At 68.9% G+C, this 22,688-nt stretch carries 24 protein-coding genes and 1 other RNA gene; 4 read left to right on the top strand and 21 right to left on the bottom strand.

What is annotated here, in order from left to right; translation table 11 throughout:
* Window positions 1-180 precede the first annotated feature (180 nt).
* From pal to M2352_RS08055, 15 genes are all read right to left on the bottom strand, one after another.
* Window positions 181-651, bottom strand: a complete 471-nt coding sequence (pal, locus tag M2352_RS08125) for a peptidoglycan-associated lipoprotein Pal (protein WP_264663993.1) — start codon at window positions 649-651, stop codon at window positions 181-183.
* Between the two features lie 165 nt (window positions 652-816).
* Entirely contained in the window at window positions 817-2,163 is a 1,347-nt protein-coding gene (tolB, locus tag M2352_RS08120; protein ID WP_264663992.1) for a Tol-Pal system beta propeller repeat protein TolB, read from the bottom strand.
* A 2-nt stretch (window positions 2,164-2,165) separates the two neighbouring features.
* Window positions 2,166-3,362 (bottom strand): cell envelope integrity protein TolA, encoded by a 1,197-nt coding sequence (locus M2352_RS08115; RefSeq protein WP_264663991.1) that lies wholly within the window; start codon window positions 3,360-3,362, stop codon window positions 2,166-2,168.
* A gap of 69 nt (window positions 3,363-3,431) precedes the next feature.
* Complete coding sequence (tolR, locus tag M2352_RS08110) at window positions 3,432-3,884, bottom strand: protein TolR (RefSeq protein ID WP_264663990.1); 453 nt, start codon at window positions 3,882-3,884, stop codon at window positions 3,432-3,434.
* Window positions 3,884-4,606 (bottom strand): protein TolQ, encoded by a 723-nt coding sequence (gene tolQ, locus M2352_RS08105; protein ID WP_264663989.1) that lies wholly within the window; start codon window positions 4,604-4,606, stop codon window positions 3,884-3,886. Before tolQ ends, tolR begins: the two co-directional genes overlap by 1 nt.
* A 16-nt stretch (window positions 4,607-4,622) precedes the next feature.
* Window positions 4,623-5,084: a tol-pal system-associated acyl-CoA thioesterase gene (ybgC, locus tag M2352_RS08100; RefSeq protein ID WP_264663988.1), complete on the bottom strand. Its 462-nt coding sequence runs from the start codon at window positions 5,082-5,084 to the stop codon at window positions 4,623-4,625.
* A complete protein-coding gene (gene ruvB, locus M2352_RS08095) occupies window positions 5,077-6,150 on the bottom strand; it encodes a Holliday junction branch migration DNA helicase RuvB (protein ID WP_264663987.1) in 1,074 nt (357 codons plus the stop codon). Before ruvB ends, ybgC begins: the two co-directional genes overlap by 8 nt.
* Entirely contained in the window at window positions 6,147-6,767 is a 621-nt protein-coding gene (gene ruvA / locus M2352_RS08090) for a Holliday junction branch migration protein RuvA (RefSeq protein WP_264663986.1), read from the bottom strand. The genes ruvB and ruvA overlap by 4 nt, the downstream gene beginning before the upstream one ends.
* Entirely contained in the window at window positions 6,764-7,291 is a 528-nt protein-coding gene (ruvC, locus tag M2352_RS08085; RefSeq protein ID WP_454464565.1) for a crossover junction endodeoxyribonuclease RuvC, read from the bottom strand. Before ruvC ends, ruvA begins: the two co-directional genes overlap by 4 nt.
* A 41-nt stretch (window positions 7,292-7,332) precedes the next feature.
* Entirely contained in the window at window positions 7,333-8,082 is a 750-nt protein-coding gene (locus tag M2352_RS08080; RefSeq protein WP_264663984.1) for a YebC/PmpR family DNA-binding transcriptional regulator, read from the bottom strand.
* A 239-nt stretch (window positions 8,083-8,321) separates the two neighbouring features.
* Window positions 8,322-9,149, bottom strand: coding sequence for a TIGR00282 family metallophosphoesterase (locus M2352_RS08075; RefSeq protein ID WP_264663983.1), 828 nt, complete (start codon window positions 9,147-9,149; stop codon window positions 8,322-8,324).
* A 21-nt stretch (window positions 9,150-9,170) separates the two neighbouring features.
* Window positions 9,171-9,776, bottom strand: a complete 606-nt coding sequence (locus M2352_RS08070) for a 5-formyltetrahydrofolate cyclo-ligase (RefSeq protein ID WP_264663982.1) — start codon at window positions 9,774-9,776, stop codon at window positions 9,171-9,173.
* A 40-nt stretch (window positions 9,777-9,816) separates the two neighbouring features.
* Window positions 9,817-9,978, bottom strand: a non-coding RNA gene (gene ssrS, locus M2352_RS08065) — 6S RNA.
* 14 nt (window positions 9,979-9,992) lie between these two features.
* Complete coding sequence (locus tag M2352_RS08060; protein WP_264663981.1) at window positions 9,993-10,331, bottom strand: cell division protein ZapA; 339 nt, start codon at window positions 10,329-10,331, stop codon at window positions 9,993-9,995.
* Between the two features lie 12 nt (window positions 10,332-10,343).
* On the bottom strand, window positions 10,344-10,724 hold the full coding sequence (locus tag M2352_RS08055) for a hypothetical protein (RefSeq protein ID WP_264663980.1): 381 nt from the start codon (window positions 10,722-10,724) through the stop codon (window positions 10,344-10,346).
* A 296-nt stretch (window positions 10,725-11,020) separates the two neighbouring features.
* Between M2352_RS08055 and tkt the strand changes: the two genes are divergently transcribed.
* Both tkt and gap read left to right on the top strand, forming a co-directional pair.
* The gene (tkt, locus tag M2352_RS08050) at window positions 11,021-13,009 is read left to right on the top strand and encodes a transketolase (RefSeq protein WP_264663979.1); all 1,989 of its coding nucleotides are present in this window, start codon (window positions 11,021-11,023) and stop codon (window positions 13,007-13,009) included.
* Window positions 13,010-13,093: 84 nt separating this feature from the next.
* On the top strand, window positions 13,094-14,104 hold the full coding sequence (gene gap / locus M2352_RS08045) for a type I glyceraldehyde-3-phosphate dehydrogenase (protein WP_264663978.1): 1,011 nt from the start codon (window positions 13,094-13,096) through the stop codon (window positions 14,102-14,104).
* A gap of 99 nt (window positions 14,105-14,203) precedes the next feature.
* Here the strand turns inward: gap and M2352_RS08040 are convergent, their stop codons facing one another.
* From M2352_RS08040 to M2352_RS08025, 4 genes are all read right to left on the bottom strand, one after another.
* Window positions 14,204-14,386, bottom strand: a complete 183-nt coding sequence (locus M2352_RS08040; RefSeq protein WP_264663977.1) for a hypothetical protein — start codon at window positions 14,384-14,386, stop codon at window positions 14,204-14,206.
* A gap of 95 nt (window positions 14,387-14,481) precedes the next feature.
* Entirely contained in the window at window positions 14,482-15,117 is a 636-nt protein-coding gene (locus M2352_RS08035) for a YbjP/YqhG family protein (protein ID WP_264663976.1), read from the bottom strand.
* 39 nt (window positions 15,118-15,156) lie between these two features.
* Window positions 15,157-16,491: a DUF2336 domain-containing protein gene (locus M2352_RS08030; RefSeq protein WP_264663975.1), complete on the bottom strand. Its 1,335-nt coding sequence runs from the start codon at window positions 16,489-16,491 to the stop codon at window positions 15,157-15,159.
* A complete protein-coding gene (locus M2352_RS08025) occupies window positions 16,488-18,212 on the bottom strand; it encodes a sensor domain-containing diguanylate cyclase (RefSeq protein ID WP_264663974.1) in 1,725 nt (574 codons plus the stop codon). The genes M2352_RS08030 and M2352_RS08025 overlap by 4 nt, the downstream gene beginning before the upstream one ends.
* 252 nt (window positions 18,213-18,464) lie before the next feature.
* On the opposite strand from M2352_RS08025, the gene M2352_RS08020 reads away from it, so the two are divergent.
* The gene (locus M2352_RS08020) at window positions 18,465-19,409 is read left to right on the top strand and encodes an exopolyphosphatase (RefSeq protein WP_264663973.1); all 945 of its coding nucleotides are present in this window, start codon (window positions 18,465-18,467) and stop codon (window positions 19,407-19,409) included.
* Between the two features lie 52 nt (window positions 19,410-19,461).
* Here the strand turns inward: M2352_RS08020 and M2352_RS08015 are convergent, their stop codons facing one another.
* Complete coding sequence (locus tag M2352_RS08015) at window positions 19,462-20,010, bottom strand: cytochrome b (protein ID WP_264663972.1); 549 nt, start codon at window positions 20,008-20,010, stop codon at window positions 19,462-19,464.
* Between the two features lie 77 nt (window positions 20,011-20,087).
* A complete protein-coding gene (locus M2352_RS08010; RefSeq protein ID WP_264663971.1) occupies window positions 20,088-22,070 on the bottom strand; it encodes a PP2C family protein-serine/threonine phosphatase in 1,983 nt (660 codons plus the stop codon).
* A 227-nt stretch (window positions 22,071-22,297) separates the two neighbouring features.
* Here M2352_RS08010 and M2352_RS08005 point away from each other — a divergent pair, with 227 nt between their 5' ends.
* Window positions 22,298-22,681, top strand: a complete 384-nt coding sequence (locus M2352_RS08005) for an Hpt domain-containing protein (protein ID WP_264663970.1) — start codon at window positions 22,298-22,300, stop codon at window positions 22,679-22,681.
* Window positions 22,682-22,688: the final 7 nt, after the last annotated feature.

Genomic DNA, 22,688 nt, shown 5'->3' with positions numbered 1-22,688 from the left:
AACGGAAAGACCTGTGAAACCGACAATTCTTTTGCGAAGCAAACCGTCGGCCAAAATAACGAACGCCGCCCCGGCCGAAACCGGGACGGCGTTCGCATCAAACCTGCATCAGGAACAGGTCCGTCATGGCGCCGCCGCACCGGGGTGCGGCGGCACGCCGTGCCGATGATCCGCCAGGGATCAATCGACGACGGTCACGCCACGGCGGTTCTGGGCCCAAGCGGCTTCACCCGAACCCACAACGGCCGGACGCTCCTTGCCGTAGGAGATGGTCTTCACGCGGGCGGTGTTGATGCCCTGGGCGACCAGGTACTTCTTCACGGCGTTGGCGCGGCGTTCGCCCAGCGCCAGGTTGTATTCGCGGGTGCCGCGCTCGTCGGCGTGACCTTCGATGGTCACGTTGACGTTGCCGTAGGTCTTCAGCCACTGGGCCTGACGGTCCAGGGTGGCGCGGGCTTCGGCCGACAGGTCGGAGCGGTCGAAGCCGAAGAACACGCGGTCGCCGACGTTGACGACCAGATCCTGCTGCGAGCCCGGAACGATGGTGTTCTGGGTGCCGGTGCCGGCGCCGGCGCCGGCATCCTTCGGAGCGGATTCGCAAGCGCCCAGCAGAGCGAGAGCCGCCATCAGGGCGAGAGCCTTCATACGCATTGGTGAACCCCTTGAGTGCGAGAACGGGATGTCTTTATTTGAGACGTTTGGTGGCACCGGAAGCATTCAGGGAATGGGGCTGAAGTCCACCAGACCCCGGTGGACTTCGCTTTCTTTCGGTGTTGCGGCACGTCGAACACGCAGCCGGAAAATAGGCTTACTGCTTTAGGGAATCAAGGGCGACCATGCGGGGTCCGATGCGTCCAGCGGGGTGCTGACCCGACGTTCATTGAACCCGCCCACGTCGATGGAATAGAGCTTGGCGCTGCGCCCGCCGCCCGTGGGGGTCTCCTTGAAGAACATCAGCACGCGGCCGTTCGGCGCCCAGGTCGGGCCTTCCACGTGATACGCCTCGGTCAGGATGCGTTCGCCGGTGCCGTCGGGGCGGATGACGCCCACGGCGAAACCGCTGCCCTGCTGGCGGGTGAAGGCGATCAGGTCGCCGCGGGGCGACCACACCGGGGTGCCGTAACGCCCGTTGCCGAAGCTGAGCCGGCGCACGCCCGACCCGTCGGCGTTCATGATATAGAGCTGCTGGCTGCCGCCACGGTCCGACTCGAACACGATCTTGCTGCCGTCCGGCGAATAGCTGGGGGCGGTGTCGATGCCGGGCGAATCCGTGAGCTGGGTCTGCCGACGGGTGCCGAGATCCAGGGTGAAGATGTCGGTGTTGCCGTTCTGGGCCATGCTCATGACCACCCGCTTCCCGTCCGGCGAGAACCGGGGGGCGAAGGTCATGCCGGGGAAATCGCCCAGCACTTCCTGACGGCCGGAGTCGATGTTGAACACATAGACCCGCGGCTTCTTGTTGAAGTACGACATATAGGTGATTTCCTGAGCCGTCGGCGAGAAGCGCGGCGTCAGCACCAGCGTCTTCCCGTCGCTCAGGAACTGATGGTTCTCGCCGTCCTGGTCCATGATCGCCAGCCGCTTGACGCGGTTGGTGGCCGGGCCCGATTCGGCGACATAGACGATGCGGGTGTCGAAATACCCGTCCTCGCCGGTCAGACGCTTGTAGATGGCGTCGGCGACGATGTGGGCGATTCGCCGCCAGCTGTCGGGCGAGGCCGAGTAGGAAAGGCCCGACATGTACTGGCCCGCGGTCACGTCCCACAGGCGGAAATCCACCTTCATCTGGCCGCTGCCGGCCCCCTGCACACCGCCGGCCACCAGCGCCTGCGCGCCGATGGTGCGCCAGTCGGCGTAGCGCGGCTCCCCGCTCTGGAGCTGCTGCGGGGTCTGGAGGAAGGATTGCGGATTCAAGGGTTTGAACAGGCCCGACCGTTCCAGGTCCGCCGACACCACCTTGGCGATGTCAGCGCCCACCTGGGCGTCGCGCCCGGCACCGCCGTGGAAGGTGGTGATGGCGATGGGCAGCGGTTCCACCACGCCCTTGGTGATGTCGATGCGCAGTTCGGCCCGTGCCGTCTGGGGCGCGGCAACCCCGAGGGCCAGCATCACAGCGCCGGCAAGCCCGGCAAGCCGCAGGAAACGCCTGGTCGTCGTCGTCATGGTCAGAACATATCCCTCGGGTCGAATTTGAAGATGATCGTACGCCACTTGTCGTAGGTGTCCGGGGTGAATTCGGACGAGAGCAGATCAAGCTTTTGCGTCTTCATGATGGCACGAAGCGCGCTTTCGGCCGCCGCCCGGAAATGGCTGTCCGACATGGCACGCGCACGGGTGGCATCGTCAAGATCGGCGCGCAGCACCGTGCCGTCGGGGGCCACCTCGATGCGGATTTCCACCGCCATGTTGCCGGTGTCCTTGCGGCCCGGATCGAAGTTCCAGTTCTTGCCAACCTGGCTGCGGATGGCGTCGATGGCCTTGCCCGACGGCTTGAAGGCGCGGTCCGGCCCCTGGGTGGCCTTCGGGCCGCCGTTGGGCTGATTCGACGCCTTGGCCGACGCGGAGGACGACGACGACGCGGACGACGCCGGTTTGCCCTTGCCGTCCTTGGCCGCCTCGCTCGGCTTCAGCTTCGACACGTCGCTGAGCAGGCTGGCCAGCGGGTCGGCGTTGGCCGTTTCCTTCTTCGGCTCGGGCTTCGCCTTCGCATCGGGCTTGGCCTTGGGGTCCGGCTTGGCCGGAGCGTCGGGCTTGGCCGGGGTCTTGGCCGGTTCCGGTTTGGCAGGCTCGGGCTTTGCCGGAGTCGGCTTGGGCGGCTCCGGTTTCGGCGGCTCATGCTTCGGCGGTTCCGGTTTGGGCGGTTCCGGCTTCGGAGGTTCGGGTTTCGGCGGCTCCGGCTTGGGTGGTTCCGGCTTGGGCGGCTCCGGCTTCGGGGGCTGGGGCGGCTTGGGCGGAACGGGGGCCGGCGTCGGCTCCGGCGGGGGCGGAGGCGGCGGAGGAGGAGCCGGAGGCGGCGGGGGGGCCGGGGGAGGAGGAGGCGCCGGAGTCGGTTCGCGCTTGGGCGGTTCCGGCTCACGCGGCGGCGGCGGCACCTGGGCGACCTTGGGCGGTTCCGGGGCCTTGGGCGGCGGCGGCGGGGCCGGCGCGGGTTCGGCGTCGTCGGGATCGGGCACGGGCGGAGCCGGCGGGGCCGGCTTGGCTTCCGGCACCGGGGCCTTGGGCGAGGACGCGGCGTTGGGTTCGCCCTTGTCCATGCGGGCGGCTTCGGTGATTTCGCCGACGTCCACCACCTCGATGGGGATCGAAGGGGGGAGATCCAGCTTGCGATCGCTTGCCGGCATGCCGAGAAGCAGGAGCATCATGATCGCTCCGTGCAACACCGACGACACGATCAGGGGTTGGCGCATCACGGTTCGGTACCGCCCGTCTTCTCAGCGTTTCGCCGGGGTGTTGGGAAGCTCGGCCACCAGCCCCACCTTCTTGAAGCCGGCGGCACTCATGGTGCCCATGACTTCCAGCATGGTGCCGTAGGCGATGCGGGCGTCGCCGCGCACCAGGATGCGCGCCTCGGCGTTGGCATTGGTGATGGCGGTCAGGAGCGGCACCAGACCGGCCCGGTCAACCCGCTGCTCCTGCACGAAGATGGTGCCGTCCGCCTGAACCGTGACGAACAGCGGATCCTTCTGCGCCTCCAGCGGGGCGGCGTTGGTCTTGGGCAGGTCCACGGGCACGCCCACCGTCAGCAGCGGGGCGGCGACCATGAACACGATCAGCAACACCAGCATGACGTCGATGAACGGCGTCATGTTGATTTCGGCCATGGCGCGGTAGCCGCGGCGCTTGCCGCGCCCGCCACCGCCCTTTCCGGCGAGTTGTGCGCCCATCAGGCGGCCCCCCGCTCCTCGAGATGACGGGACAGGATGGCGGTGAACTCACCCGAGAACGCCTCCAGCCGGTCGGCGTAGCGGCCGAGGTCGGTGGAGAACTTGTTGTAGGCGACCACCGCCGGAATGGCGGCCAGCAGGCCCATGGCGGTGGCGAACAGCGCCTCCGCGATGCCGGGGGCCACCACGGCCAGGCTGGTGTTGTTGGACGCGGCGATGGAGGTGAAGGAGTTCATGATCCCCCACACCGTGCCGAACAGCCCGATGAACGGCGCCACCGACCCGACCGAGGCCAGGAAGGTCATGTAGCGTTCGGCCCGGCCCATTTCGCGCCCGATGGTCACCGACATCACCCGCTCGACCCGCTGCTGCAGCGACGCCTTCATGCCGGCGGCGAATCCGCGCTCGGCGGCGTGGCGCCATTCGCGCATGCCGGCGGCGAAGGTGGCCGACATGGGATCGTCGGGCCGCTGGCCCACGCGCTCATAGAGCTGGTCGAGCGAGCCGCCGGACCAGAAGGTGTCCTCGAACGCATCGGCCTGGGCGTTCAGGCGGCGCAGGCGGGTCAGCTTCTCGATGATGATGGCCCACGACCAGATCGACGCGGAAAGCAGCAGCAGCATGACGAACTTCACGATGAAGTCCGCCTGCATGAACAGGCCCCAGATCGTGATCGGGTGGGCATTGGCCACCGCACCGGCCAATTGGGCTGTATGCTCCATCGCTGTCAGTCTCGCTTTATGCTTGGGAAGAGGGCTGTTGTTTGTGAAAGAGGGTGGTCAGCGCCTCGCGCACGGCGGCGGGCATCCGCGCCGCCTGTCCGGCTCTGTCGATGGTTGCCAGTTTCAGGCCGGCGCGGGACAGAACCCGGTCACCCCGGCGGACGGCTTGTGCAACTGCGAAGGAGGCGCCACCGATTTTGGTGATTCGCGTCTCGACTTCAAGCACGTCGTCAAGCCGGGCGGGGGACAGGAAATCAATCTCCATGGCCCGTACCGCAAAAGCCACACCTGCGCTGTTCATCACCTCGGTGTGACGGAAGCCCAGCCGGTAAAGCATGGCCGACCGCCCCCGCTCCATGAAGCGCAGGTAATTGGCGTGATAGACAATTCCGCCCGCGTCCGTGTCCTCGTAATAGACCCGCACGGGCAGGATGTGGGTGGAGTCGGCGGCGAAGAATCCCGACAGGGCGTCACTCATCGTCCCCCTCCCCCGCCGGTCCCGGCGGCGTCAGCAGGTCCAATTGCCGCGCCACCGCCGCGGGCGGCGTCAGGCCCAGATAGCGGAAACCGGTGTCGGTCAGCATGCGCCCGCGCGGTGTGCGCTGCAAAAAACCCTGCTGGATCAGATAGGGTTCGACCACCTCTTCCAGCACGTCGCGCTGTTCGCCCAGCGCCGCCCCCAGGGTGTCCACACCCACCGGGCCGCCGCCGTAATTGGCGGCGATGCAGCCGAGATAGCGGCGGTCCATGGAATCGAGGCCCAGCCGGTCCACCTCCAGCCGGGTCAGGGCGGCGTCGGCCACGCGGGCGTCCACCACATCCACCTCGGCCACGGCGGCGATGTCGCGCACCCGGCGCAGCAGGCGCCCGGCCACACGCGGCGTGCCGCGGGACCGCCGGGCCACCTCGCCCGCGCCGTCGGCGGTCATGGTCATGCCCAGCACCCCCGCCGCCCGGCTGACGATCAACTGAAGCTCGTCCGGTTCATAGAACTGCAGCCGCGTGGGGATGCCGAAGCGTTCGCGCAGGGGCCGGGTGATCAGGCCCGAGCGGGTGGTCGCCCCCACCAGGGTGAAGGGCGGCAGGTCGATGCGGATGGACCGCGCCGCCGGCCCCTCGCCGATGATGAGGTCGAGCTGGAAATCCTCCATGGCGGGATAAAGGATCTCCTCCACCGCCGGGTTCAGCCGGTGGATTTCGTCGATGAACAGCACGTCGCGCGGCTGAAGGTTGGTCAGCAGGGCCGCCAGATCCCCCGCCCGCGCGATGACCGGGCCGGAGGTGGCGCGGAAGCCCACCCCCAGCTCGCGCGCGATGATCTGCGCCAGCGTGGTCTTGCCCAGCCCCGGCGGGCCGAACAGCAGCACGTGGTCCAGCGCCTCGCCGCGGGCGCGGGCGGCCTGGATGAAGATGGACAGGTTCTCGCGCGCCTGTTTCTGGCCGATGAACTCGGCCATGGTCAGGGGGCGGATGCTGGTGTCGGCGCCCTCGCCCGGCTGGATGCCGGGGGTCACCAGACGGTCACCGTCCTTGCCGCCGCTCATTGGCTGAGTTCCTTCAGGCCCAGACGGATCAGATCACCCACGGGCGCCGTGTCGCCCAGCCCCTTGGACGCCGCCATCACCGCGGCAAAGGCTTCCGACCGGCCATAGCCCAGGTTGACCAGCGCCGACACCGCATCGGCCAGCGCCGGGTTGACGCCGGCGGGTGCCGGGGCCGCCCCCTTGCCCGCCGAAGCGGCGGCGGGGGTGCCGAGGGAGAGGTTGCCGACCTTGTCCTTCAATTCGTTGATGACGCGCAGCGCCAGCTTCGGCCCCACGCCGTCGGCGCGCACCAGGGCGGTCTTGTCCTGGGTGGCGATGGCGCGGGTGATCTGCTCGGGGTCCAGCACCGACAGCAGCGACAGCGCCACGCGCCCGCCCACCCCCTGGATGGTGGTCAGCAGGCGGAACCAGTCGCGCTCACCGGCATCGGCAAAGCCGAACAGCACGATGCGCTCGTCCCGGACGAAGGTCTCGACCACCAGCGAAGCCCGCTCCCCCACCACCATGCGCGCCAGCGTGCGCGCCGAGCAGGTGGCGAGATACCCCACCCCGCCCACGTCCAGCACCACCCAATCGGTCCCGGTGGAATCCACCACCCCGGTCAGCTTGGCGATCATGGCAAATTCCCCCGCGCCCCCTGCCCGCTCACCCCCTGCCGCCGCCACAGGCGCCACGTGGCGCGGTGGTGGGCGTGGCAGATGGCGACGGCCAGCGCGTCGGCGGCGTCGGGCGTGGCGATGGTGCAGCCGGGCAGCAGAAGCCGCACCATCGCCTGCACCTGGGTCTTGTCCGCCCGTCCCGCTCCGACCACGGCCTTTTTCACCATGTTGTTGGGGTATTCCGCCACCGCCAGACCGGCCCGCGCCGGCACCAGCAGCGACACCGCACGGGCCTGCCCCAGCTTCAGCGTCGAGGCGGCGTTCATGTTGACGAACGTTTCCTCCACCGCCGCCTCGTCGGGGCGGTAGAGGTCCAGCACCTCGGTCAGAGCGTCGTGAATCTGGCACAGACGCTCCGCCAGCGGGCTGTCGGCATCGGAATGGACCGCACCGTCGGCGATGTGGGAGAGCCGGTTGCCGGCCACCGCGATCACCCCCCAGCCGGTGTGCCGCAGGCCGGGGTCGATCCCCAGCAGCCGCACCGGCCCGTTCAGCACGTCACCGCCCACGGGAAAGGCCATTCTCAGCCGCCGAGCTTCTCCATCAGCTCATCGGCGATCTCGAAGTTGCCGACCACGCTCTGCACGTCGTCGTTGTCGTCGAGAATGTCGATCAGCTTGATGAGCGAGGCGGCGGCGTCTTCCGACGGGGCCACGGTGTTGAGTGGCTTCCAGGTCAGCCGCGCGCTTTCCGCCGCACCGAATTTCGCATCCAGCGCGTCGCGCACGGTGGCGAAGCTGTCCACCGAACAGGTCACCTCATGCCCGTCGTCGTCCGATTCCACGTTGTCGGCGCCCGCTTCCAGGGCGGCTTCGAACATGGTGTCGGTGTCGGCTGTGGCCGCGGGGTAATAGATGGCGCCCACCCGGTTGAACATGAAGCTCACCGAGTTGGTTTCCCCCATGGTGCCGCCGTACTTGGTGAAGGTGGAGCGCACTTCCGCCGCGGTGCGGTTGCGGTTGTCGGTCAGCGCCTCCACGATCAGGGCAACGCCGCCGGGGCCGTAACCCTCGTACCGCACCTCTTCGTAATTGGTGTCGTCGCCGCCGGGCGAGCCGCTCTTGATCGCCCGCTCGATGCGGTCGCGGGGCATGTTCTGGGCGCGGGCGGCCTGGATGGCGGCGCGCAGGCGCGGGTTGGCCGCCGGGTCGGGCAGGCCGGACTTGGCGGCGACGGTGATTTCGCGCGCCAGCTTGTTGAAGATCTTCGACCGCTTGGCGTCCTGCGCGCCTTTGCGGTGCATGATGTTCTTGAACTGTGAATGACCGGCCATACGACGGACGAGCCTCGGACAACAAAGGGGTGTTGGAAACGACAGCCGGCGGGCGCACACCACGGGTCACCCCGTGCGCACACCCACACCGCCGATTAGGAGCGCGACACGACACCCACCGGATTAGAAAGTCAATATGGCGAGATTGCGGCCAGGGGGCTTACCCCGCAAAGCCGCCGCCCGGCTGTGGCAGAACGGCAACCCTGCTGATAACCCAACCGCCCCTTCCGCCCCGCGGGTCACCCCGCGGTGCGCGACGGCAGCGACTGGCTGAGCCGCCCGCCCAGGCGCACCGGCTCCACCCGCACGGCCAGCCCGGTGCGGTCGTCGGTTTCCACATAGACGCCGCACACCGTCGCCTCCCCTTCGGCCGGGGACAGACGTTCGGTGGGCAGCTTGCGGGTGATCTTGGCGATGGCGACCTCTTTCTTCATGCCGATGGCGCTGTCGTAATCGCCGCACATGCCGGCATCGCTCATGTATGCCGTGCCGCCGGGCAGAATGGTGTGGTCGGCGGTGGGCACGTGGGTGTGGGTGCCCACCACCAGCGACACGCGGCCGTCCAGGTAATGGCCCATGATCATCTTTTCGCTGGTGGCCTCGCCGTGGAAATCCACCAGGATGGCGTCAACCCCGCCCGGTCCCAGCCGGTGGGCGCGCAGCACCCGCTCCATGGCCTGGAACGGGTCGTCCAGCGGGTCCATGAACAGCCGGGCCATGACGTTGGCCACCAGAACCTTGCGCTGCCCGCGGGTCTGGAGCAGCACGAAGCCGCGGCCCGGCGTGCCCTCGGGGTAGTTCAGCGGGCGGATGATGCGCGGCTGCCCGTCGATCTGGGCGACCAGTTCCTTCTGGTCCCACGTGTGGTTGCCCAGCGTCAGGCAATCGACGCCGGCGGCGAAGAGTTCCTCGGCGATCTTCAGGGTGAGGCCGTAGCCGCCGGCCGCGTTCTCGGCGTTCACCGCCACCAGATCGGGGTCCAGCGCCTCCTTCAGCCGGGGCAGAGCGGCCACCACCGCATCCCGCCCGCTGCGCCCCACCACGTCGCCCAGAAACAGCAGCCTCATGTCCTTAACCCGTCTTCCCGTTCATGCCCCGCAGCGGTGCGCGGCGTGTTCCGTCACAATCCAGTCCAGCGGCTCGTCGTACGGGCCGGTGGGCACCCGCTCCACCTCCTGCGCGGCAAAGCCGACGCCGATGGTCAGCAGCGGCCCCGCCGCCCGCAGCGCCGCGATGGTGCGGTCGTAATACCCGGCCCCATAGCCCAGCCGGTGCCCGGTGCGGTCGAAGGCCAGCAGCGGCACCAGCAGCACCGCCGGCGCCACCGCCGCCGTCCCGTCCGGTTCGGCGATGCCGTAGCGCCCGGTGCGCATGGGGGCATCCGCATCCCAGCGGCGGAAGGTCAGCGGCTGGCCCTTCGGCCCCGATTCCGGCAGGGCCGCCACCCGCCCCCGCTCCACAAGATGGAGCAGCAGGGGCCGCACGTCGAGTTCCGATCCCAGCGGCCAATAACCGCCCACCGGCCCATCGGGCAGAGCCACCGTGTCAAGGATGCGCCGCCGCACCGCCGCCGCCACGACGGCATGGTCTTCCGGCCCGCCATGCGCGTCGCGGAGCGCGCGGGCGCGCAGACGGGCCGCAGCCTTCCGCCCGTCATCATCGGGTGGGGCGGGTGCCGGGTGGCGATCGGTCATGGTGGGGTGGGGACGTCCGGGGAACCGAAAAGAGCGATGAAAGGAAGCCGCCTTGGCCGTTGGCATGTGACTATCCTCCATGGCCTGCCAGAGCAGGTGGGCGCCATGTACCGGAACCAGGGTTCCGGCAGGGACAGCTCCCAAGAGGTTAGGGTTATCGGCCCTGGGGATAAATGCGGCCTGACGAACCAGGCAGCCCCCTTTCATGTCTTTAATCTAGGCGCGTTCCAGCCGCGCGGCAACCTCTTCGATGCGGCGGGCCACATGATCGACGGCGGCGGCCAGACCGTCGTCGTCGGTGCGGGGTGCCACCACCGGCTGGGCGGCGGCGGCCAGCGCCCGGTCGCGCTGGGCCAGCGCCTCTTGCAACTCGTCGGCCAGCACAACGCAGGTGACGGCCAGCATCTGGGCGTCGGACCCCAGCTTGCCGCCGCCGGTCACCTCCTTCAGCCGCCGGTCCACATAGGCGGCCAGATCGAACAGCCGCTGTTCCTGCCCATCCTCGCAGCCGAAGCGGTAGGGGCGGCCGTTGATCTCGATATCCACGCGGGCCATCGGCGCGCCTCCTTACACGGTGGTGGGGGGGACGGAGGGGGCGTCCGGCGCCGCATCCCGCTCCGGTCCGGCCTCCGCCCCTGCCGGCGATGCATTGGCAAGCGGTGCATCGGCGGCCGGCTCATCGGCGGGCGCGGCGGAATCGGCCTCGAAATCGGCAGCGGAGTCGGGGTCGGCCAGCACGGCTTCCAGCCGGGCGATCACCGCGTCCAGACGCAGGGACACGGCCTCGGTGGTGCCGGACAGCCGGTCCTGTTCGCCGCGCGCTTCCTGGAGGGCGACGGCCAGATCCTGTTCGCGGCGGACGAAACGGGCCTCGCGGGTTTCCGCGGCGACGGCCAACCGGTCGGCGGCTCGCGCCAGCCGGTCCAACGCGGCTTTCAACGGCTCCATGGCAGCAGGCAGATCCTTGAACCAGAATCGAAACGGGGCAGCCGAACGGACACCCGGCCCCATCACGGGGCGAATGGGCCTATACAGTTGGGGGGGTTCGCGCACAAGGTCAATGAAAAAGCACGTTCCGCGCGTGCGGGAAACACGCCGGCCCACGCGCGGACCCTGCAATGCCCATTCGCCGGTTGACCAAGGGGCGGCGTATCTGCATGTTGCCGCCATTCGGTGGGAAAGCATGGCTTTCCCGCCTCTCCGTCGTATCCCGTCCGCGCGTCCGCCATCAGGAACACCTGTCGATGCCCGCTTCCTCTTCCGCCGTTTCCCCGGCCACCCTGGCCAACGCCATCCGCGTTCTGGCCATGGATGCCGTCGAGGCCGCCAAGTCCGGTCACCCCGGCATGCCCATGGGCATGGCCGACGTCGCCACGGTGCTCTTCACCCAGTTCCTGAAATTCAATCCGCAGGATCCGGTGTGGGCCGACCGCGACCGCTTCGTGCTGTCCGCCGGCCACGGCTCCATGCTGATGTACGCGCTGGGCTACCTGACCGGCTATCCGCGCATGACCATCGACGAGCTGAAGCGGTTCCGCCAGCTCGGCAGCCTGACCCCCGGCCACCCCGAGGTGGATCCCACCCTCGGCATCGAAATGACCACCGGTCCGCTGGGCCAGGGCATCTCCACCGCCGTCGGCATGGCGCTGGCCGAGCGGATCACCAACGCCCGCTTCGGCAGCGACCTGATCGACCACTTCACCTATGTCATCGCGTCGGACGGCGACCTGATGGAAGGGGTGAGCCACGAGGCGTGCTCGCTGGCCGGCCATCTGAAGCTGTCGCGCCTGATCGTGCTGTGGGACGACAACCGCATCTCCATCGACGGCAAGACCGACCTCAGCTTCACCGACGACACGCCGGGCCGTTTCCGCGCCTATGGCTGGGACGTGCAGACCGTTGACGGCCACGACATGGACGCCGTTGCCGCGGCCATCAAGGCCGCGCAGGCGACCGGCACCCCGTCGCTGATCGCCTGCCGCACCATCATCGGCAAGGGCTCGCCCAACAAGTGCGACAGCCACAACTGCCACGGCTCGCCGCTGGGCAAGGACGAGGTGGCCGCCACCCGCGTGGCGCTGGGCTGGCCGCACGAGCCGTTCGTGGTTCCGTCCGAGGTTCTGTCCGCCTGGCGCGCCGCCGGCACCCGCAGCGCCGACGCCTACGCCGCCTGGGGCACGCGCCACGGCGCGCTGGACGCCGCCGCCAAGGCCGATTTCGACCGCGCCATGACCGGCGGCCTGCCCGCCGGCCTGACCGAGGTGTTCGCCGCCTTCAAGCAGAAGGTGGTTGCGGACAAGCCGTCGTGGGCCACCCGTGTGGCGTCCGGCAACGTGCTGGAAGCCGTGGCGCCGGCGGTGGCCGAACTGGTGGGCGGTTCCGCCGACCTGACGCCCTCCAACAACACCAAGGCCAAGGTCCAGGCCGACGTGAAGGGGTCGGGCGACTTCAACGGCAGCTACGTGCGCTATGGCGTGCGTGAGCACGGCATGGCCGCCATCATGAACGGCATGGCGCTGCACCGGGGCGTGATCCCCTACGGCGGCACCTTCATGCAGTTCGCCGATTACTGCCGCCCCAGCATCCGCCTGTCGGCGCTGATGAAGCAGCGTGTGGTCTACATCATGACCCACGACTCCATCGGCCTGGGCGAAGACGGCCCGACCCATCAGCCGGTGGAGCATCTGGCGGCCCTGCGGGCCATTCCCAACCTGCTGGTGTTCCGCCCGGCGGACGCGGTGGAAACGGCGGAGTCCTGGGAAATCGCCCTGGCGTCGGCCACCGCCCCCTCGCTGCTGGCGCTGACCCGCCAGAACGTGCCCACCGCCCGCACCGACGTGTCGGAAAACCTGACCGCCAAGGGCGCCTATGTGCTGGCCGAGGCCGAGGGTGAGCGGACGGTGACGCTGCTGGCCACCGGCTCGGAAGTGTCGCTGGCGCTGGAAGCCCGCGCGGCGCTGCAGGCCGACGGCATCGGCACCGCCGTGGTGTCCATGCCCTGCTGGGAACTGTTCGAAGCCCAGAGCGACGAATACCGCGCCGCGGTGTTGGGATCGGGTGTGCGGGTGGCGGTGGAAGCCGCCGCGCGCCTGGGCTGGGACCGCTGGCTGGGCGACAAGGGTGCGTTCATCGGCATGACCGGCTTCGGCGAATCGGCCCCGTATCAGGAGCTGTACAAGCACTTCGGCATCACCACCGAAGCGGTGGTTGCCGCGGCCAAAGCGCGCCTTTAAAAGACGCGCGGAACGTCAGGATTTGCACAAACGGCCGCCGCGCCTGTTTTCGGCGGCGGCCGCAACGACAGACTGGAGGAAGTCATGGCAGTTCGGGTTGCGATCAATGGGTTCGGGCGCATCGGCCGCCTTGTCCTGCGCGCCATCTATGAAAGCGGCCGTAAGGATGTCGAGGTGGTGGCCATCAACGATCTGGCCGACCTGGCAACCAACGTCCATCTGCTGAAGTACGACAGCGTTCATGGCCGCTTCCCCGGCACCGTCGAAGCCAAGGACGGCAAGCTGGTCGTCAACGGCCACGCCGTGGCCGTGGTGCAGGAACGCGATCCGGCCAAGCTGCCGTGGAAGGATCTGGGCGTCGATATCGCCTTCGAATGCTCGGGCATCTTTACCAAGCGCGCCGACGCCGCCAAGCATCTGGAAGCCGGTGCGGGCAAGGTGCTGATCTCCGCCCCGGCCACCGATGAAGACATCACCGTCGTCTATGGCGTGAACCACGACAAGCTGACGGCGGAGCACAAGATCGTCTCCAACGCCTCGTGCACCACCAACTGCCTGGCGCCGGTGGCGTACGTGCTGAACAATCTGGTGGGCATCGAGCACGGCTTCATGACCACCATCCACTCCTACACCGGCGACCAGAACACGGTGGACACGGCGCACAAGGATCTGCACCGCGCCCGCGCCGCCGCCCTGAACATGATCCCCACCTCCACCGGTGCCGCCAAGGCCGTGGGTCTGGTTCTGCCGGAACTGAAGGGCAAGCTGGACGGCACCGCCATCCGCGTGCCGACCGCCAACGTGTCGGTCATCGACCTGAAGTTCAAGGCCAAGCGCAAGACCACCGCCGATGAGATCCGCGACGCCATCAAGGCCGCCGCGGCCGAAGGCCCGCTGAAGGGCATTCTGGGCGCCTATGACGAGCCGCTGGTGTCGTCGGACTTCAACCACGACCCGCACTCGTCGGTCTTCGCGCTGAAGGAAGCCAAGGTCATCGACGGTGACTTCGTGCGCGTCCTGAGCTGGTATGACAACGAATGGGGCTTCTCCAACCGCATGAGCGACACCGCCGTCGCCATGTTCAACGCGAAGTAATCCTTCGCGCCGGTTCGGGAAAAGAAAAAGCGCCGTCTTCGGACGGCGCTTTTTTCATGCTCTTTTTTCCCTGCTCCCGGCCATGGAGGGGCCACCGCATCAGGCGGCGGGCGGTGGAACCGCAGCAATCCGCGTGGGAATGAGGGCGGCAATCATACGGGCCTGATCGTCCAGGCGCTTTTCGAGGCCATCCAACCGGGCCAGAATAACGGGGAGGGTTTGCAGGGAGGCCGCAATCTGGTTGAGCGTGGCAAACAGCTCGGCTTCCTTCTCGGGCGTCATGAGCAGTTCCTCCGATGATGCAGCATTCAGTCTAGTGCGTCTGTCCGTACCACGCTACCCCCGCGGGAACATCCCGCAGGGCCAACGCACAACCCTCACTTTCCCACCCTCTTCGCCAGCTTCTCCAACAACTCATCGGTGAACTGCCGCTCGCTTTTGCCGGCGATGGCGGCGAAGCTGTCGAGCATGGCGCTGGAGGTGTTGAAAAGCTGGGTCAGGTCGATGCGCCACTGCCCGCCTTCGCGCACGAAATCGGCCTGGACCAGCGACGGGCGGCCATCCACCAGCACCACCGCGTTGGCGCGCTCGCCCTTCACCCGCACCGGCCCCAAGGCCGCCTGGGAAATGATGTTGGGGCCGAGCCAGCCCTTCTTCAACGCCACGTTGGCGATGTCACCGGTCTTCATCTGCCGCAGTTCCGCCGGGGACAGGAAACGGCGCAGGCCCAGGGCCGCGAAGCGTCCGGCGGAATCCAACCGGTCCAGGCTGGGACCGTCGCCGGCATGGGCGGCGGTGCGCACCGCGTCCAGCCTGGCCACCGACCCCTTGGTCAGCATCCCCAGCACCTCGGCCCCCCGCCCGGCGCCCAGCGCGCCGCGGGCGCGTTCGAACGCGGCGACCACCGGGGCCTCTTCCGGGGCACGGGGAGCCGCGGCCAGAGCCGGCCACGCCGACACCGACACCGCACACGCCAGACACAGCCAAACCAGACACGCCCGCACGACACCCATGGCACCCAACCCGGTCTTGAGACAAAGGGACGGCGCCGCCTATTTCCCGTCCGTCACCCCGAAGAATTCAAGCTGCCAGCGCATTTCATCCGGGGACATGGGGTAATCGACGCCTTCACGAGCGTTAAGCGCCGACTTCGGCGAAATTTGGGCAAGGCGTAGCTGAATCTGACGGGCGAAGCGCATGGACAGGCCGGTGCGCCACACCAGCGCCGTCACCGCCTTGGGCGAATGGGTGCTGATGATGCGGTCCACCGTGCCCAGCGGAATGGTGGACAATTCCGCCAAGGCCGCCATGACAAAGGCGCGGTCGCCTTCGAACAGGCCGCCCTCGATCACCTTTTCCGTCAGCTTGCCTTCCTTGTTCAGCCGGTGCGCCCGGTCGGTGGGGCGTTCGGCGGGCTGTTTCTCCTCCCCGCCCCCACCGGCGGCGGCACCGCCGGGGCGCAACTCGTCCTCGCCGAAATCCACCAGACCGCGGTGCTTGGCGTCGGCGCCCTTGGCAACGCGCTGGCGCACCGCCTCGGCCAACTGGCGGGCGGCGGCGGGTTCCAGGTCGGTGCGCTCCTGCAACGCCTTCAAGAGTTCGTCGGCGACGAAGGTCGCCAGCCGCGCCACCGCCCGCGGCGGCAGCTTGGGCCGGCGGACCAGGGGAGCGTGCCACGGCTCGTGCTGGGGGGCCTGATCCAGGATACGGTCCAGCGTCTCCTCCCGGATCTGGGCGGAGGGGTTGGCCAGCAGCGAGGTGATCGCCGCCTCGTCGTCCGAGCGCGCGATGGCGTCGGCGACGGAAGCCGACACCCCCGACCGCCCGGCGATCGCCGACAGCGCACCGGCCACCGGCCCGGTCAGGATGATGTCGAGCAGATCCTCTTCGGTCAGGATCGGCGAGTGCAGCAGCACCGGACCGCACACCGACAGTTCCACGTCGCGGGCCAGCCGGTTGATGACCGCGTGGGGGGCGGTGGGCAGGTGCTTCAGGGTTTCCGCCAGGATCTCGCGGATTTCCGTCGCCTGGTCGCGGGCCAGCGTTTCCAGACACTCCACCGTCATCCGCTCGATCTGCGAATAGCGCTCCGCCGGCAGGTCGGGCACCAGCCCGGCCACCTTTTCCGCCAGGGCACGGCGGACCACCCCGTCCTTGTCGCGGGCCAGCATCAGATCGGCCTGCCGCGGGGTGGATTCATTGCGGGCGATGGCGTGGCGCACCTCGGGGGCGGCGTCGGCGGCCAGATAGAACAGCAGTTCGGGCCGGGTCTTGGGGTACGCCGCCACCTGCTGCCGGACCAGGGGGTCGGCAGACTGCGCCATCATCTTGGCGTTTTCAAAATTGCCGGGATCGAGCGCGGCAGTCGGGGGGGCGGGGCTGGTCACGGGGTGCTCTCCGCGGCTTCGTCCGTCGGCACGGGGGATGATGGGGGCTGATAGGGGCCGGCGAAGGCGTAATTGCCCTTGCCGCGGCCCTTGGCGGCGTACATGGCGGTGTCGGCGCGGTCCGTCAACTCCTGCACCGTTTCGCCCAGGCCGGGATGATACACGGCGATGCCGATGGACAGGCCCAGCGGTTTTTCCGGGCTGGCCGACAGGTGGCGCAGGCCGGCGATGCCGTTCAGCAGCCGTTCGGCCACCACCCGCGCGCTGTCCTCGTCGGTGCGCCCGACCCACAGCACGAATTCGTCGCCGCCCAGACGGCCCGGCAGGTCGCCGGGGCGCACCCCGCCGGTCAGCAGAGTGCCGATGGCCTTCAGCACCGCATCGCCCTGCTGATGGCCGTGCAGGTCGTTGACCGCCTTGAAATTGTCCAGGTCCACGTACAGCAGGGCCGAGGGGCCGGTGTCGGGCCGCTCCAACTGTTCGCCCATGCGCTCGAAAAAGGTGCGGCGGTTGAACAGGCCGGTCAGCCCGTCCCGCTCCGACAGACGCCGCAGCCGGTCCTGATAGGCCAGATGGGCGTGCGCGATGCCGATGTGGTCGGCGACGCCGGCGATCAGGTGACGGTCGTCGTCGTCCCACGGTTCGGCGTCGTCGGCCCGCCACACCACCAGCGCCCCGTTCAGCGCCTGCTGGTGTTCGGTGACGCAGGCCAGCAGGCGGTACGCCCCGATGGCGCCCGCCGCCGGCTCATCGCTGACCGCCGCCTGTTCCAGCAGCGGCATCAGGGCGGCGCCGGCCAGTTCCGGCGGCGTGGCGGCGCAGAAATCCTCCATGACCTCCAGTGCTGCCACCCCATCGCCGCAGCCCCCCCCGCGGTAGACGCGGCAGCCGTCGGCGCCCAGGGCACGGGCGGTCTCGGCGGTGGCGACTCGCAGCGCCTCCCCCGCGTCCAACTGGTTGCGCAGGGTATGAACAATGTGGGACAGCAGCCGTTCGCGGTTTCGCACGCGGGCCAGTTCCGCCGAGCGCATCACCTGCTCGGTGATGTCGCGGCACACCCCGCGCGCGCCCAGCCAGCGGCCGGACGGGCTGTAGAGCGGCACCGCCGACGCCACCACGCACGACATGGACCCGTCGGCCCCCTTCAGCCACAGCTCGCTCTGGTCAACCGGGCGCTGGGTGTCGAAGGGCAGCGGCAGGTCGCCCCATTCCTCCACGCACAGTTCGCGCGGGTGGCGCCCGATCAGCGCGTCGGCACCATAGCCAAGCGCCCCCTTGGGCGTGACGAAGACGAAGCGCCCGTCGCCGCCGGTTTCCCAGGCGAAATCGCTGGATGCCTCCACCAGATCCTTATAGCGCTGGCGGGATTCGGTCAGCGTGTGGCGAAGCTGGCGTTCCAGGGTGGCGTCACGGGCCAGAAGCAGCGCGCCGCCGTCGGCCAGCGGCACCGCCGACCATTCGATGACCATGGCGCCGCGGGCGGCCTCCACCGGCACGGCGCGGACACCCGGCGCCACGCTGGCGGAGGTCAGCCAATGGCGCACGTCGGCCAGCCACGCCCCATCGCTGCCCGACAGCTCCTCCGCCGCCGGGTTGGCGGCCACGATCCCCCCGCCGGCGTCCAGGCGCATGGCCGCACCGGGAAAGGATCCGACGATGGCGCACAGGGTGCCCTCGTCCAACGGAACGGCGGTTTCGGCGGGGAGGAGTGAAGACGGCACGCGGGTCGATCCCACAGAAGACGGTAAACACCGGTTCAGATAGGCAAAATGCTATCTGTTTCTCCCGCGCAACGCAATCAATCGCAAGCTGCGGCGAAACAGCCGAACCAGCCGGGCAAACGCCGCTTGCGGTTAACGAGATCGGGACTGCGACCAATAGGCGGGGGTGCGGCTAAGCGATTGCACCCGCCACAGGCTTGCGTTTACCTTCCGCGCACGCCGAAAAATGGTTGGCCCTGGGGATAAAGGTCCATGAGCGACGCGCACAGCGACACCAAAAAATACCGCCTCGTCACCCGTTCCGATTTCGATGGTCTGGTCTGCGCCGTTCTTTTGAAAGAACTGGACCTTGTGGACGATATCCTGTTCGTCCACCCCAAGGACATGCAGGACGGCAAGATCGAAATCACCAGCCGTGACATCACCACCAACCTGCCCTATGTGGACGGGGCGCATCTGGTGTTCGACCACCACCTGTCCGAAACCATTCGAGTTGGAAAGAAGGATAACCATATCATCGACGCCACCGCCCCGTCGGCGGCGCGGGTGGTCTATCGCCATTACGGCGGCAAGGACCGCTTCCCCCGCGTATCGGACGAGATGATGACCGCCGTGGATCAGGCGGACTCGGCGCAGTATTCCAAGGCCGACATCCTGGCGCCCGAGGGCTGGACGCTGCTGAATTTCCTGATGGACGCACGCACCGGACTGGGGCGGTTCCGGGATTTCCGGGTGTCGAACTATCAGTTGATGATGCACCTGATCGACTATTGCCGCCAGCACAGCATCGACGAGATCCTGGCCCTGCCCGACGTGAAGGAGCGGGTGGACCTGTTCACCCAGCACCAGCACCGCTTCATCGACCAGCTCGACCGCTGCACCCGCGTGATGGGCAACGTGGCGGTGCTGGACCTGCGCAACGAAGACACCATCTGGGCCGGCAACCGCTTCATGATCTATGCGCTGCACCCCCAGTGCAACGTGTCGATCCATGTGCTGTGGGGGCTGAAGCAGCAGAACACGGTGCTGGCCTGCGGCAAGTCGATCATCAACCGCTCGTCCAACACCAACATCGGCGCGCTGATGCTGGAATACGGCGGCGGGGGGCACCACGCCGCCGGCACCTGTCAGGTTCCCAACGACGAGGCCGAAGCCGCCCTGGCCGCCATCGTCGCCCGCATGCAGGCGGACGGCTGACGGCCCGCGCATCATTCCCCCTCGCCCCGCCGGGGCGAGGGGGGCGCTTTTCTTACGCCGCCCGGCCGCCGGGCAGCATGCGCGACAGGGTGCCGTCCTTCAGCACGTACTGGTGGACGATGGCCACCACGGCGTGGGCGCCGGCCAGGAAGACGAACAGGTTGCCCGCAATCTCGTGGGTTTCCTCCATCGCCCCCTTCAGGGCCGGATCGGGGGGCAGCAGGGTCGGCAAGGTGAACAGGCCGAACACGTCCACCGGGCGGCCGGCGGACCACGACATGACGATCCCCGCCACCGGCACCGCCAGCATCAGCAGGTAAAGGGCCGCGTGCCCGGCCTTGGCGGCCACCGCCATCCACGGGGCGGTGGCGGCGGGCATGGCCGGCGGCGGGCTGATCTGGCGCCACACCGCCCGCGCCAGGAACAGGGCGAGCACCACCACGCCGAAGGATTTGTGCAGCCCCATCACGAAGGCGCGCTCCGGACCCTTGGGCATCCCATCCACCACCTGGATCAGCACAAAGGCGCCGAACACGGCGATGGCGGTCAGCCAATGAAGGATCTGGGCCGGAACATCGTAACGCTGGTCAGCCGGCAACATGGCTTTGCTCCTGAAAAGATCATCAATCCATGTCAGGAACATGCCCCCCGCCGGCTGAACCGAGCCTGAACGGAAGGTTACGCTTCCGTATCCTCCAAGGGCGCCCCCTCCACCACCTCGGATACCGGCAGACGGTGCAGCACCATGCAGCTCACGTCGTCGGACAGCGGGGTTCCGCCGGTGAAGGCGGCCACGGTGTCGAAGATACGGCTGACCTGCACGTCCGCCGCCGTCGCCCCGGCGGTGAGGGAGGCCATCAGCCGCTCCTCCCCGAACGGTTCGCCGGCAGGGTTTCGGGCCTTGACCAGACCGTCGGTGTGCAGGACCAGGGTGTCCTCCGGTTCCAGCCGGATGCGGTCCTCGCCGTACAACTGGCCCGCGGCGCTGCCCAGCGGCGGGGCCATGCCCACCGGCAGCCGGTCCACAATCCCGCCCGCGGTGATGCGGCAGGCGGCGACGTGATCGGCGTTGGCATAGCGCAGTTCGCCGGTCACCCGGTCGTAGACGCCGTAGAACAGCGCGATGACCATGCCCACCGGGTTCTGGTCGCACAGCCGCCCGTTCAGCGTGGTCAGCACCGCCCCCGGCGACGGCGACGACGGCGCCACCTCCTGCAAGATGGTGCGGGCGACGGTCATGAAGGCGGCGGACGCGATGCCGTGCCCGGCCACATCGCCCATCACCAGCGCCAGCCGGCGTTCGTCCAGGTCGAACACGTCGAAGAAGTCGCCGGCCACGCCCAGCGCCGGGGCCAGGGCGCCGAACACCTGATGATCCTCGTACGCCGGGAAGGCGCGGGGGAGCAGGGACAACTGCATTTCCTGGGCGATGCGGGCGTCGTGCTCAACCCGGTCCTGGGCGGCGCGCAGACGCTCCCGCGTGTCCTCAAGCTCCGCCCCGGTGACCTGAAGCGCCGCGTCCAGCCGTTCCTCGCGCGCTTCGGCCTCCCGCGCCATGGTGCGGAAGACACGGGCCAGCTCACCCAACTCATCGGTGCGGGCGGCGGCATCGTCGAGGACGAAGGGGATGAAGCGCCCGGCCTCCACCGCCGCCGCCGCCTCCAGCAGGCGGTTGACGGGGGCCATCTGGCGGCGGGCGAACGCCTTGGCCGTGAACCAGCCCAGCGCCCCCAGCAGGATGGCGGCCAGCACGCCGGTCATCACCTGCACCCGCGCGGCGTGTCCGGCGGCGGACGTGCCCAGCCGCACCAGCACCGCACCGGTCACCGCGCCCTGCCCGTCCATCACCGGGGCGGCCACCGCCACCTTGCGCGGCAGCAGCACGCTGCGGGCGGCGCGGTCCGCAAGCGCGGAACGCAGGGTCTCCACCTCGGCGGTTTCCAGAAGCGGGGCGCTTTCGCCGCTGGGCAGGCGGGCGCCGTGGGCGACGGTGCGCAGGTCGGTGTTCAGCAGCCACACCGCCTCGATGCCTCCGGTCCCCAGCACGGAATCCACCAGCCGCTCCAGCCCCAGCCGTCCGGCCAGATCGGCCAGCCGGGTGGCGTCGGCGGTCACCCGCACGATGCGCGGACGGTCGATGCCCGACACCGCCACCGTCTTCACCGGCTTGCCGTCGCCGTCGCGGCGGCGCATGGGCTGCTCCACCGAGGCGCCGTTGCGGCGCAGCAGGTCGCCCAGGCTGCCCGGCCCGTCCTCTTCCGCGCCCAGCACCGGATCGGCGCCGGGGCTGGTGTGGATGATGCCGCGGCCACGGTTGTCGCTGACGGCGATGTCCTTGACGGCGCTGGCGTCGGTGACGCTGCGCAGCCGGTCGGCCAGCACGCGGGGCGGGATCTTGGCGGCGTCGGCCACGGCCACGAGCTGGGCGGTCAGAAGCGCCTGTGCCAGCATCTGTTCGGCCACCAGCGCCTCGGCTTCCCGCGGCAGGCCGGTGGTCAGGGCGGCGGAGCGTGCCAGCACCCCCACCACCATCTCGCCGTCGGAGGTGGCCTTGGCCAGCATGGCGCTGCGCGTGTGCCACGCCAGAACGCCGGAAACCGCCAGCACCGAGGCCACGACCAACCCGGTGACCAGAAGGATGAGTTGCCGTTGGAACGTCATGAAAAACCGCCGGAAAAAGCGAGCCTGACCGCTTCTAGTGGACCCGCGCCCCCCTTGTCCAGTTCAGCGAGCGTGTCTTGCGTCAGGAACACCGCATCAACCGGCCCTGCCGGTCCCTGCAACATCTGCGATGGCGTCGTTTCGCCGCAAGGCCGGGCGGTTGACCCCGCCCCGGCGGAGGGGCACGCTGCCGTTACCCTGTCCGATCCACGCCGGGAGCCACCACCGTGCCCGCCCTGCCCCGCCACTTTCTTCCGCCCGACGGCCTGTGGCCGGCGGACACGCCGATTCTGGACACCACGGGCATGCGGCGCAACGTGGGCGACACCGCCGGGCTTCTGCGCCAGCTCTACGGCGTGTTCCTGAAGAACGAGGACGAGCTGCGCGGACGGCTGGAGGCCAGCCTCACTCATGGCGACCTGCCGGGGGCGCGCATGGCGGCCCACGCCGCGGCGGGGGCCGCCCGCATCGCCGGGGCGGAACAGCTTGCGTCCCTGTGCTCGCTGATCGAAGAGGCGCTCGTCCACGGCAACCCGACCCTGGCCAGCAGCGCCGCCACCCACCTGCCGGCCGTTCTGGACGCCGTGCGGGCGGAGGTGGCGCTGGTCTGACCCCGGC

The organism is Azospirillum fermentarium (assembly GCF_025961205.1).
Taxonomy (GTDB): domain Bacteria; phylum Pseudomonadota; class Alphaproteobacteria; order Azospirillales; family Azospirillaceae; genus Azospirillum; species Azospirillum fermentarium.
The sequence above is the reverse complement of the archived record's forward strand: the minus strand, read 5'-3'. Positions and strand labels throughout refer to the sequence as shown.